The following is an 11,162-nucleotide window of genomic DNA, read 5'->3' on the forward strand; positions in this document are numbered from 1 at the left end:
AACTGCGCGACCAGCCCCCCACGACGGCCGCCCGCCCACAAACCCCAGCCCCCACCCAAAGGGGCGCGGGGAACTGCGCGACCAGCCCCCACCCACCCGCACCCGCCCACACACCCCAGGCCCCCGGGGCAGCCGCGCCCCAAGCTCCCGAGCACCCCCACCCCCCCCGCACCCCACCCCTAGCGCAGCCGCGCCCGCCCCCCGCCCCCACATCACCGCGCCCGCCCGAAATCCACCGCGCTGTAGGCCCGCAACTTGCTCAACCGATGCTCGGAGTCGATCCTCCGCACCGTCCCCGACTTCGACCGCATCACGATCGAGTCGGTCGTCGCCGTCTCCGACCGATACCGCACCCCCTGCAACAACTCCCCGTCCGTGATCCCCGTGGCGACAAAGAACACGTTCTCGCCCGACACCAGATCGTCCGTGGTCAGCACCCGGTCCAGATCGTGTCCCGCGTCCAGCGCCCGCTGCCGCTCCTCGTCGTCCTTGGGCCACAACTTGCCCTGGATGGTGCCACCGAGGCACTTCACGGCACACGCCGAGATGATGCCCTCCGGCGTACCGCCGATACCGAGCAGCAGATCCACCCCGGTGCCCTCGCGCAGCGCGTAGATCGAACCGGCCACATCGCCGTCCGAGATCAGCTTGATGCGCGCGCCCGCGTCCCGGATCTCCTGGATGATCCCCTGGTGCCGGGGCCGGTCCAGGATGACCACGGTCACATCCTCGGGCTGGCGCCGCTTCGCCTTCGCGATCCGCTTGATGTTCACCGCCACCGGCGCGTCGATGTCCACGAACTCGGCGGCCTCGGGGCCGGTGACGAGCTTGTCCATGTAGAAGACGGACGACGGGTCGAACATCGACCCGCGCTCGGCGGCGGCCAGCACGGAGATCGCGTTCGGCATGCCCTTGGCCGTCAGCGTCGTACCGTCGATCGGGTCCACCGCGATGTCGCACTCGGGGCCGGTGCCGTCGCCGACCCGCTCCCCGTTGAACAGCATCGGCGCTTCGTCCTTCTCGCCCTCCCCGATGACGACGACGCCGTTCATCGACACGGTGGACACGAGGGTGCGCATCGCGCGCACGGCGGCGCCGTCGGCGCCGTTCTTCTCCCCGCGCCCGACCCAGCGACCGGCGGCCATCGCGGCGGCCTCGGTCACCCGGACCAGTTCCAGCGCGAGGTTGCGGTCGGGGGCTTCGGAGGGGACGTCCAGTTCGGACGGCAAGTGATGCTCGGTCATCGGAGCGCACCTTTCTGATACGACGACGGCCGGATGAGGGTTTCGAACATCGACTCTATCGTCAGACCGACAAAATGAGCAGGGCCCCCCACGGATGAGCGCAACGGGCACCTGCGACGATAGGGGGCGTGGCAGGTACGAACGGCAAGCAGAAGACGGCCCGGGACATGATCCTCTCCCTGGGCCTGATCGTGCTGGCGGCATGGGTCATATACCTCTTCATCCCGCACGACGACTCGGAGCCCGATCTCAAGCCGGTGGACTACCGGGTGGAGCTGCTCACGGCCCAGCGGGCGGCGTCCTACCCGGTCGCCGCGCCCGAGGGACTGCCGGACAGCTGGAAGGCGACCTCGGTCCGGTACCAGGGCCAGGAGGGCGAGGCGTGGCACCTGGGCTTCCACTCGCCGCGCGGTGAGTACGTGGCGGTGGAGCAGTCCACCCAGGCGCGCGCCAAGTACATCGACGAGACCAGCCGGGGCGGCACCGAGACCAAGGTCACCCAGGAGATCGACGGCCGCAACTGGACCCGCTACACCGGCGGCCGGTACAGCGCGCTGGTCCTGGACGGCGCCGACGGCAAGCAGGGCTCGACAACTATGGTCATCGGCACGGGTTCGTTCGGCGAACTGACGAAGATGGCGACGGCCCTGAAACTGGACTGAGCCGCGCCCGCGCGCATCGCCCCTCCCGGCACCCCGAGACACGGAAAAGCCCCCGGCATCGCGCCGGGGGCTTTCTCGTGTCGGGCTCAGAGCGTCGTCACGACCTGCTCGTACGCCAGCCGCGGCGAGCGCGGGAACCAGGCGTCCGGGCCCGGCCTGCCGATGTTGACCACCATCAGCGGGGCGTGGTCGTCGTCCAGGAACTCCTTGCGCACGCCCTCGAAGTCGCACCCGGTCATCGGACCGGCCGCCAGGCCCGCCGCGCGCACGCCGATGATGAAGTACGCGGCCTGGAGGGAGGCGTTGAACGCGGCGTGGTCCTCGCGCACCACGCGGTCGGCGAAGACGGTGTCCTTGGCCTGCGGGAAGTGCGGGAAGAGATGCGGCATCTCCTCGTGGAACTCGTTGTCCGCGGAGAGGATCGCGACCAGCGGGGCGGTGGCGGTCTTGGCCCGGTTGCCCTCGGACATGAGGGGGACGAGACGCTCGCGGGCCTCGGCGGAGCGGATGAGGGTGACCCGCAGCGGCGACTGGTTCATGGAGGTCGGGCCGTACTTGACCAGGTCGTAGATCGCCTGCACCTGCTCCTCGGTGACGGGCTCGTCGGTGAAGGCGTTGGCGGTACGGGCCTCGCGGAACAGCAGGTCCTGGGCGGTGGGGTCGAGGACGAGGGACATGCGTGTGCTCTCCGGTGCGGGTGAAGGGAGGGGAAAGGGGTGCCGGCCCCGGGGAGAGGTCGGCGGGCTTACGGAGGACGACAGTACGCCGTAGAAGATTCAAGCTTCAACAAAAAGCGGGGTGTCGTGATCCGCTTCACAGAAACGGACCCTGGTCCGCATGTCTCTCGGCGGCTGGCCGCCCGTCGGCGAACGCCCTTCAGCCCAGCCGCCTGCTCAGCCGAGCGGCCCCCCGCTCGCAGCCGAGGCGCCGCCCCTCTCCCCCTCCCCGTGTCCGGCTACTCGCCCTCCCCCTCGACGCCCTCCCCGTCCGGGCGCCCGTCCTCGCCCTCCGCGAGGGCCGCGTCCAGCCGGGCCCGCGCCCCCTCCAGCCAGCGCCGGCACACCTTGGCCAGCTCCTCGCCGCGCTCCCACAGCGCCAGCGACTCCTCCAGCGTCGTACCGCCCGCCTCCAGGCGCCGCACGACCTCGATCAGCTCGTCGCGGGCCTGCTCGTAGCCGAGCGACTCTTCCACCTTGCTGCTCATCCACCCACCTCGGGATCCACACGTACGGAGAACTCGCCCTCGGCCACCCGCGCCCGCAACGGCTCGTCGGCCGTGACCTCGCCGGGGGCCCGGACCACATGGCCGTCGGCCTTCTGGAGCACCGCGTAGCCGCGCTTGAGGGTCGCCGCCGGGGAGAGGGCCACCACGCGGGCGTGCGTGTGGGCCAGCTCGGAGTCGGCGCGGTCCAGGAGATGGCCGAGGGTACGGCGCCCGCGCGCGAGCAGGGCGTCCACCTGCTCGGCGCGCCCGTCGATCATCCGGTGCGGGTCCTGTATCGACGGACGGCTCAGCGCCTGCGCCAGCCCGCGCTCCTCGCGCTCGACGTACGCCTCCACGCACCGCCGCGCCCGCGCGCGGAGCTGCCCCACCCGCTCCAGCTCCTCGCCCACGTCCGGGACGACCTTCTTCGCCGCGTCGGTGGGCGTGGAGGCCCGCAGATCGGCCACGTAGTCGAGCAGCGGGGTGTCCGGCTCGTGCCCGATCGCGGACACCACCGGCGTACGGCAGGCGGCGACCGCGCGCACGAGCTGTTCGTCGGAGAAAGGCAGCAGATCCTCCACGCTGCCGCCGCCGCGCGCCACGACGATCACATCCACGTCCGCGTGCTCGTCCAGCTCCTTCACCGCCTGCGTGACCTGCGCGACCGCGTGCACGCCCTGCACCGGCACATTGCGCACCTCGAAGCGGACGGCGGGCCAGCGGTGCCGCGCGTTCTCCAGCACATCCCGCTCGGCGGCCGAGGCCCGCCCGCAGACCAGCCCGATGAGCTGCGGCAGGAACGGCAGCGGCTTCTTGCGCTCGGGCGCGAACAGCCCCTCCCCGGCCAGCTTCTTCTTCGTCTGCTCCAGCCGGGCCAGCAGCTCACCGACGCCCACCGGCCGTATCTCGGCGGCCCGCAGCGACAACTGCCCACGCGGCGCGTACCACTCCGGCTTCGCCAGCACGACGACCCGCGCGCCCTCGCCGACCACGTCGGCCACCGCGTCGAACACCTGCCGGTAACAGGTCACCCCGACCGAGATGTCGTACGACGGGTCGCGCAGCGTCAGGAACACCACCCCGGCGCCCGGCCGCCGCGACAACTGGGTGATCTGCCCCTCGACCCACACCGACCCCAGCCGGTCGATCCAGCCCCCGATGAGCCGCGAGACCTCCCCGACGGGCATGGGGGTCTCGGCGGACGTGTTGACAGCCATGTCCGCGAGCGTAGCCCCCACCACTGACAGCCGGGCCGTGCCCGGCCGTACCGGTCCGGGCGGGCGCGGCCGGGACCGCCGCGCGGCTCAGGCCGGCTCCTTCCACCCTCGCTGCACGAGCAGCACCCCGATCCCCAGCACCAGCCAGACCACGCCCACCACCTGCGCCGTACCGGACGCCTCCACGATCACGGCGATGGTGATGGCCGCGCCGAGCAACGGGATCAGGACGTGCTTCCACCAGATCACCGGCCCGCCCCGGCGCCGTACCGCGAACCAGCCGATCACACTGGCGTGCAGCAGCGTGAAGGCGGTCAGCGCGCCGATGTCGACCACCGACACCAGATGGTCCATCCCGTCGCTCGCCCGCGCCGCCCACACCGCCGCGACCAGGGTGATCACGGCCGCGCACAGCAGCGCCACGCGCGGCACGCCCGCGTCGGTCCGCGACAGGACGCGCGGCAGGCGCCGGTCGCGGCCCATGGCGAACAGCAGCCGCCCGGCCGCCGCCTGCCCGGCCAGCGCGGCGAACGCCGCCCCGATCGCCTTGCTGGCCGCCACCAGATCGTGCAGCCAGGTCCCCACCGAGGCGTCCACGGCGTCGTAGAACGCCGAACCCTGCTTGCTCGGGTCGGCGGCGAACTCGGCGGACGTCGTCGGCTCCAGCAGGGCCACCAGATACGTCTGCACGATGAACAGGAAGCCCGCGAGCGCCAGACAGAACAGCACCGCGCGCGCGACCTTCCGCGAGCCCCCGGTGACCTCCTCCGCGAAGGAGGCGATCGCGTCGAAGCCCAGATACGACAGCACCGCCACCGACACCGCCCCGAGCACCGCCGACAGCGCGAACGCGCCCTGCGAGCCGTCCCCGGACAGCGGCGACAGCCAGCCCCGCTCCGCGCCGTCCCGCACCAGGACGACGATCGCGGACACCACGAACACCAGCAGGACCACGATCTCCATCGCCAGCACCAGGAAGCCCACGCGCGCGGCGGCCCGTACGCCCCACAGGTTCAGCAGGGTCGTGATGACGACGGCGATGGCCGTCCACACCCAGCGCGAGACCTCCGGGACCAGCGCCTCCATGGCGATCCCGGAGAAGAGGTAGGCCACCGCGGGGATGAGGAGGTAGTCGAGCATGGCCATCCAGCCGGCGATGAAGCCGACGTCCCGGCCGAGCGCCGCGCGCGCGTAGGCGAACACCGAGCCCGCCAGCGGCACCACCCGCACCATCTGCGCGTAGCTGAACGCGGTGAACGCCATGGCGACCGTCGCGACGATGTAGACCAGCGCCACCGCGCCGTGCGAGCGCGCGTCCAGGGTGCCGTAGATACCCACCGGGGCCATGGGGGCGATGAACAGCAGACCGTAGACGACCAGGTCCCGGAAGCCCAGACTGCGCTTGAGCCGGTGCTCGGCGTCGGCGGGGGGAGCGGCGGCGGTGGTGCCGGGGTCGGACATCAGTTCCTCCGCGGGTCGGATCGACTTCCCTGCGAGCCGGAACGACGGCCGTGCGGGCCGCACCGACCGCTGTGCGCGGCGGATCGACCGCTGAACGGCCGCACGGACCGACCTCCACGGCCCGTCCGACCGCGGCGCGGCCCGCCCGACCGCGGTCGCACAGGCCGCGCCACCGTGACGCGGCCCACGCGACCGCGCCACGGCCAAGCGACCGCGCTACGGCCACCCAGCCGAGCTACGGCCACCCAGCCGAGCTACGGCCACCCAGCCGAGCTACGGCCACCCGGCCGAGCCACGGCCCACGCGACCGTGACGCGGCCCGTGAGACCGTGTCCCGGCCCACGCGCCCGTGACGCGGCCGTTCGCCCGTGACGCGGCCTATGCGACCGCGGTACGGCCCTGCCCGACCGTGACGCGGCCGGCATGGGCACGCGCGGCCCGGCCGGGCAGGGCCACAGCGCGGCCCCGTACGACCACAGCGGGCCTGCCCGACCACAGCGCGGCCCCGTACGACCACAGCGCGGCCCTACGACCGCCGCCCGGCGCGGCCTGCTGTTGCGGGCGGGCCGGATCGATCGCGGTGGGGCTGGATCGACCGGCGGACGCCGCACCGCACCGCACCGCGCGGACCCCGTCCGACTCCTGCGGCCCAGTCTCCCGGTGATGCGCCGGGGAGACGCTCTCGACCCGCCGAACACGGCCGTACGATGGTTCGCATGACTGCTTCGACTGGCCGCCGTGTCCTGCTCGCCGCCCCCCGTGGCTACTGCGCGGGTGTGGACCGCGCGGTGATCGCCGTCGAGAAAGCCCTGGAGCAGTACGGGGCCCCGATCTATGTCCGGCACGAGATCGTGCACAACAAGTACGTCGTCCAGACCCTGGAACGGAAGGGTGCCGTCTTCGTCGAGCGGACCGAGGAGGTCCCGGCCGGGAACATCGTGATGTTCTCCGCGCACGGTGTGGCCCCCGTCGTCCACGAGGAGGCCGCGCGCGGGCAGCTCGCCACCATCGACGCCACCTGCCCCCTGGTCACCAAGGTCCACAAGGAAGCCGTCCGCTTCGCCGACGAGGACTACGACATCCTCCTCATCGGCCACGAGGGCCACGAGGAGGTCATCGGCACCTCCGGCGAGGCCCCCGACCACATCCAGTTGGTCGACGGCCCCGCCGACGTCGCCAAGGTCCAGGTCCGCGACGAGTCCAAGGTCGTCTGGCTCTCCCAGACCACCCTCTCCGTGGACGAGACGATGGAGACCGTCGACGCCCTCAAGGAGAAGTTCCCGCAGCTGATCGCCCCGCCGAGCGACGACATCTGCTACGCCACGCAGAACCGCCAGCTCGCCGTGAAGCAGATGGGCGAGGAGGCCGACCTGGTCATCGTCGTCGGCTCCCGCAACTCCTCGAACTCCAAGCGGCTTGTGGAGGTCGCCAAGCTGGCCGGCGCCCGCGCCGCCTACCTGGTCGACTACGCCAGCGAGATCGAGGAGGCATGGCTGGAGGGCGTGACCACGGTCGGTGTCACCTCGGGTGCCTCCGTGCCGGAGGTGCTGGTCGAGGAGGTCCTGGAGTGGCTGTCCCAGCGCTCCTACCAGGACGTCGAGCTGGTCAAGGCGGCCGAGGAGACCATCACCTTCTCGCTGCCGAAGGAACTGCGCCGGGATCTGCGCGACGAGGCGGCGGCCCTGGTCGCCGAGCGCGGCGGCGCGGGCACCGGGGCCGCCCCGGGTGAGCGATCCGGGGAGTGACCGTCAGTCGTCCGTCGTAACGTGGAGCCATGCAGATCTTCGGCGTGGACATCGGCGGATCCGGCATCAAGGGTGCCCCTGTGGACCTCGACAGGGGTGACCTGGCCGAGGAGCGCTTCAAGGTGCTCACCCCGCACCCGGCGACGCCCGAGGGCGTGGCCGACGGAGTGCGGCAGGTCGTGGAGCACTTCGGCTGGACGGGCCCGGTCGGACTGACCTTCCCCGGGGTCGTCACGGGCGGCGCCATGGTCCGTACGGCGGCCAATGTGGACAAGAGCTGGGTCGACAGGGACGCGCGCGCGTTGTTCTCCGACGCGCTGGGCGGGCTGCCGGTGACGGTGGTCAACGACGCGGACGCCGCGGGCGTCGCCGAGATGTCGTTCGGCGCCGGGCGCGACCGCCAGGGCACGGTCATCCTGCTCACCTTCGGCACCGGCATCGGCAGCGCCGTCTTCGTGGACGGCGTCCTGGTCCCCAACACCGAGCTGGGCCATCTGGAACTGCACGGCCACGACGCCGAGAAGCGGGCCTCCAGCAAGGCCAAGGAGGACCACGAGCTGACGTGGGAGCACTGGGCCCACCGGGTCCAGAAGTACCTCGCGCACGTGGAGATGCTGTTCTCGCCCGAACTCTTCATCATCGGCGGCGGCGTCAGCCGCAAGTCCGAGAAGTTCCTCCACTACATCGAGGGCATCACGGCGGAGCTGACCCCGGCACAGCTCCAGAACAACGCGGGCATCGTGGGCGCGGCGATGCGGGCGGCCAAGTCGGAGTGACGGGTCCGGGGCTACGGCCCCGAGGGCGCCCGGCGCCGGACGGGCGCCGCCTCCGCCCGGCGCCGGGCCATGAGGCGGACCTTCCGCACGGTGGCGATCGAACCGGCGACGAGGGTGCCGCCGTAGAGCCAGCCCGCGTGGGTGGCGAGGGCGGTGAAGAGCCCCATCAGACGGGCGAGGAACCCCGCCCCCTCGGCGATGGGGAACAGCCCGACGGCGAAGGCGATCGGTACGACGACGGGCGCGGTCACCAGATCGCCCGGCCGCACCCACAGCGCGGTCAGCGCGCACACGGGCAGGAACAGGACGCCGTAGACCGTCGGCGACGAGCCGAGGAGCAGCGCGTCGAGGCAGGCGAGGACGAGCATGGTCGCCGTGCAGAAGAGCCCGCCGCCCAGACCGGTGAGCCGGGGACCGGGAAGGCCGGGGGCCGGGGGAGCGGGGCGTCGCACGGCGGCGGGCCGGCGGGGCGAGACCCGGGACGGCCGCGAGGCTTGCGCCCCTCGGGGGGCCCGGGAGCCGCGTGCCGCGTTTGCGGGCGGGTCGGCCGTACGGGCCCTGGGCGGCGCGGGACGATCCGCGGGCCCCGGGCGACCGGCGGAGGCATCGCGGGCACTGCGGGTGTCGCGCGCGGCCTGCGGCGGCAGGGGCGGGACGCCGCGGCGCGGTCCGGGCTGAGGGGGACGCGTCCTGGGTTGCTCCACCGGACCAACTTAGGTCGGTTTATGTGCCGAATAGGCCGACAGACACGCCGTGGGGCGGAGCTTGTCGGAGAGCGCGTGGGACAGTGCGGGCACCTGTTCGAGCGGGGCGGGTGCGGGGCGGGTGCGGGGCGGCCCGGCGCGGGCAGGCACCCCGTAGACTGGTGGATCGGCCAGTCAACGCCGTGCCGGGCCGGCCCCGGCCCGCCGGCCCCTCCCCAGGCCCTCTCACGTACGGGAAGACGCAACGTGTCGCTCACGATCGGAATCGTCGGTCTGCCGAATGTCGGCAAGTCGACCCTGTTCAACGCCCTGACCAAGAACGACGTGCTGGCGGCCAACTACCCGTTCGCCACGATCGAGCCCAACGTGGGCGTGGTCGGCGTCCCCGACGCGCGCCTCACGAAGCTGGCGGAGATCTTCTCCTCGGACCGGATCCTCCCGGCGACGGTGGACTTCGTGGACATCGCGGGCATCGTGCGCGGCGCGTCCGAGGGCGAGGGACTGGGCAACAAGTTCCTGGCGAACATCCGTGAGTCCGACGCGATCTGCCAGGTCATCCGCGCCTTCAAGGACGAGAACGTCGTCCACGTGGACGGCAAGGTCTCGCCGAAGGACGACATCGAGACCATCAACACCGAGCTGATCCTGGCCGACCTCCAGACCGTCGAGAAGGTCTTGCCGCGCCTCCAGAAGGACGCGCGGATCAAGAAGGACCTCGCGCCGAAGGTGAAGGCGGTGGAGGAGGCCAAGGAGATCCTGGAGAAGGGCGAGACGCTCTTCGCCCACGGCATCCTCCAGGGCAGCGAGCGCGCCGAGCCGCTGCACGACCTGCACCTGCTGACCACCAAGCCGTTCCTGTACGTCTTCAACGTGGACGAGGACGAACTCCTCGACGAGGCGTTCAAGGACGAACAGCGCGCCCTGGTCGCCCCCGCCGAGGCGATCTTCCTCAACGCCAAGCTGGAGTCCGAGCTGGCGGAGCTGGACGAGGCCGACGCCATGGAGCTGCTGGAGTCCGTCGGCGCCGAGGAGCCCGGCCTCGCCACCCTGGCCCGCGTCGGCTTCAACACCCTCGGCCTCCAGACCTACCTCACCGCAGGCCCCAAGGAATCCCGCGCCTGGACCATCAAGAAGGGCGCCACCGCCCCCGAGGCCGCCGGTGTCATCCACACCGACTTCCAGAAGGGCTTCATCAAGGCGGAGGTCATCTCCTTCACCGACCTGGTCGAAACGGGTTCGGTAGCCGAGGCGAGGGCGAAGGGCAAGGCCCGGATGGAGGGCAAGGAGTATGTGATGCGGGACGGGGATGTGGTGGAGTTTCGGTTCAATGTCTGAGCGGATGAAATGACACCACGTCGCTGACGCGGCAAACATGCAGGTCAGGAGGGGGCGGACTCTATCGAGTCGGCCCCTTCGTCGGCACCGTGCTGGAGGGTCGCTGGATATCGCTGGATATCCTGACGGTGGGTCAGCGGCGGTCGGGTCTCATGGACGGTGGACCGGTGTCCCACATGAACGACCCAGACCACCAGCTCCCCGTTGTCGATCGTGTAGACGACGCGGTAGTCGCCGACGCGCAGACGGCGTCGCTCGGGCTGGGACACGAGCGCGGTGGTGTTGAAGCCGAGGGGGTCGGTCTCCAGCTCAGTCAGCTTGGCCAGGATGCGCAGTGCCATGTCGCGAGGGATCTTCCGAAGCTCGGCCTGCGCCTCGGGGCGGAAGACGGTTCGGTACTCACTCACCGCGTGCCAGCGTCTCCCTCATGATGTCCTCGATCGGGATGCCGGGAGCAGGGTTGGCCATGCGCTCGTCGATGATCCGGTTGATCTCGCGCTCTTCCCATTCCTGGTACTTGCGCAGCACCTCGATGGAGACCACGGCGGCGACTTCCTTGCCCCGGCGCGTGATCACCGTGGGTACGTCGTCGCGGTCCGCGCGCTCCACGACCTCCGCCAAGTGCGCGCGCACGTCACGGATGGACTCTCTGGGCAGTGGCTGCGTCATGCGCCCAAGGGTACCGAGTGTCCCATGTGTACACAACGGCTGGAATCCGCAGTGGCCCTCCGCTTGCGCCGGATGAACTCGCACCGTGCTGGATTTGGTGCTGGGTGAGAGCGGCGGGAACACCATCTTCGCAGGTGGGGGCAGT

11 protein-coding genes and 1 pseudogene are annotated in these 11,162 nt (G+C 71.4%); 4 read left to right on the forward strand and 8 right to left on the reverse strand.

The annotated features are described in order from the left end of the window. Positions 1-212: 212 nt before the first annotated feature. Positions 213-1,244 (reverse strand): class II fructose-bisphosphatase, encoded by a 1,032-nt coding sequence (glpX, locus tag ACIQNG_RS03110; RefSeq protein ID WP_401482390.1) that lies wholly within the window; start codon positions 1,242-1,244, stop codon positions 213-215. A gap of 128 nt (positions 1,245-1,372) precedes the next feature. Between glpX and ACIQNG_RS03115 the strand changes: the two genes are divergently transcribed. Next, positions 1,373-1,906 (forward strand): DUF4245 domain-containing protein, encoded by a 534-nt coding sequence (locus ACIQNG_RS03115; protein WP_401429707.1) that lies wholly within the window; start codon positions 1,373-1,375, stop codon positions 1,904-1,906. 86 nt (positions 1,907-1,992) lie between these two features. On the opposite strand, the gene ACIQNG_RS03120 is transcribed toward ACIQNG_RS03115, so the two are convergent. The 4 genes from ACIQNG_RS03120 to ACIQNG_RS03135 all read right to left on the reverse strand — a co-directional run bounded on the left by ACIQNG_RS03120 (position 1,993) and on the right by ACIQNG_RS03135 (position 5,788). Next, entirely contained in the window at positions 1,993-2,583 is a 591-nt protein-coding gene (locus tag ACIQNG_RS03120; RefSeq protein ID WP_401429709.1) for a malonic semialdehyde reductase, read from the reverse strand. A gap of 278 nt (positions 2,584-2,861) precedes the next feature. Beyond that, positions 2,862-3,110 carry an exodeoxyribonuclease VII small subunit gene (locus ACIQNG_RS03125; RefSeq protein ID WP_401482391.1) on the reverse strand — a complete coding sequence of 83 codons (249 nt, stop codon included), beginning with the start codon at positions 3,108-3,110 and terminating at the stop codon, positions 2,862-2,864. After that, positions 3,107-4,327 carry an exodeoxyribonuclease VII large subunit gene (gene xseA / locus ACIQNG_RS03130; RefSeq protein ID WP_401482392.1) on the reverse strand — a complete coding sequence of 407 codons (1,221 nt, stop codon included), beginning with the start codon at positions 4,325-4,327 and terminating at the stop codon, positions 3,107-3,109. Before xseA ends, ACIQNG_RS03125 begins: the two co-directional genes overlap by 4 nt. Before the next feature lie 87 nt (positions 4,328-4,414). Beyond that, positions 4,415-5,788 (reverse strand): APC family permease, encoded by a 1,374-nt coding sequence (locus tag ACIQNG_RS03135; protein WP_401482393.1) that lies wholly within the window; start codon positions 5,786-5,788, stop codon positions 4,415-4,417. A gap of 707 nt (positions 5,789-6,495) precedes the next feature. Here ACIQNG_RS03135 and ACIQNG_RS03140 point away from each other — a divergent pair. After that, positions 6,496-7,533 (forward strand): 4-hydroxy-3-methylbut-2-enyl diphosphate reductase, encoded by a 1,038-nt coding sequence (locus ACIQNG_RS03140; RefSeq protein WP_401482394.1) that lies wholly within the window; start codon positions 6,496-6,498, stop codon positions 7,531-7,533. 29 nt (positions 7,534-7,562) lie between these two features. Then, positions 7,563-8,309, forward strand: a complete 747-nt coding sequence (gene ppgK / locus ACIQNG_RS03145; protein WP_401429722.1) for a polyphosphate--glucose phosphotransferase — start codon at positions 7,563-7,565, stop codon at positions 8,307-8,309. An 11-nt stretch (positions 8,310-8,320) separates the two neighbouring features. Here the strand turns inward: ppgK and ACIQNG_RS03150 are convergent, their stop codons facing one another. Then, positions 8,321-8,761 carry a DUF6542 domain-containing protein gene (locus ACIQNG_RS03150; protein ID WP_401429724.1) on the reverse strand — a complete coding sequence of 147 codons (441 nt, stop codon included), beginning with the start codon at positions 8,759-8,761 and terminating at the stop codon, positions 8,321-8,323. Positions 8,762-9,259: 498 nt separating this feature from the next. Here ACIQNG_RS03150 and ychF point away from each other — a divergent pair, with 498 nt between their 5' ends. Beyond that, the gene (ychF, locus tag ACIQNG_RS03155) at positions 9,260-10,348 is read left to right on the forward strand and encodes a redox-regulated ATPase YchF (protein ID WP_401429726.1); all 1,089 of its coding nucleotides are present in this window, start codon (positions 9,260-9,262) and stop codon (positions 10,346-10,348) included. Positions 10,349-10,494: 146 nt separating this feature from the next. On the opposite strand, the pseudogene ACIQNG_RS03160 reads toward ychF, so the two are convergent. Next, positions 10,495-10,755, reverse strand: a pseudogene (locus ACIQNG_RS03160) (type II toxin-antitoxin system RelE/ParE family toxin); the annotation flags it as partial. Then, positions 10,748-11,017, reverse strand: coding sequence for a type II toxin-antitoxin system Phd/YefM family antitoxin (locus tag ACIQNG_RS03165; RefSeq protein WP_389115842.1), 270 nt, complete (start codon positions 11,015-11,017; stop codon positions 10,748-10,750). The pseudogene ACIQNG_RS03160 and the gene ACIQNG_RS03165, both read right to left, overlap by 8 nt. Positions 11,018-11,162 lie beyond the last annotated feature (145 nt).

Origin of the sequence: Streptomyces sp. NPDC091377 (assembly GCF_044757045.1) — a bacterium.
In the GTDB taxonomy this organism is placed as follows: Bacteria; Actinomycetota; Actinomycetes; order Streptomycetales; family Streptomycetaceae; genus Streptomyces.

What these genes read in the sequence shown, in the direction of transcription:
- ppgK (WP_401429722.1), top strand. Translation starts at nt 7,563, where the DNA reads ATGCAGATCTTCGGCGTGGACATCGGCGGATCCGGCATCAAGGGTGCC.
- ACIQNG_RS03135 (WP_401482393.1), bottom strand. Translation starts at nt 5,788, where the DNA reads ATGTCCGACCCCGGCACCACCGCCGCCGCTCCCCCCGCCGACGCCGAG.
- glpX (WP_401482390.1), bottom strand. Translation starts at nt 1,244, where the DNA reads ATGACCGAGCATCACTTGCCGTCCGAACTGGACGTCCCCTCCGAAGCC.
- ACIQNG_RS03125 (WP_401482391.1), bottom strand. Translation starts at nt 3,110, where the DNA reads ATGAGCAGCAAGGTGGAAGAGTCGCTCGGCTACGAGCAGGCCCGCGAC.
- ACIQNG_RS03140 (WP_401482394.1), top strand. Translation starts at nt 6,496, where the DNA reads ATGGTTCGCATGACTGCTTCGACTGGCCGCCGTGTCCTGCTCGCCGCC.
- ACIQNG_RS03120 (WP_401429709.1), bottom strand. Translation starts at nt 2,583, where the DNA reads ATGTCCCTCGTCCTCGACCCCACCGCCCAGGACCTGCTGTTCCGCGAG.
- xseA (WP_401482392.1), bottom strand. Translation starts at nt 4,327, where the DNA reads ATGGCTGTCAACACGTCCGCCGAGACCCCCATGCCCGTCGGGGAGGTC.
- ACIQNG_RS03165 (WP_389115842.1), bottom strand. Translation starts at nt 11,017, where the DNA reads ATGACGCAGCCACTGCCCAGAGAGTCCATCCGTGACGTGCGCGCGCAC.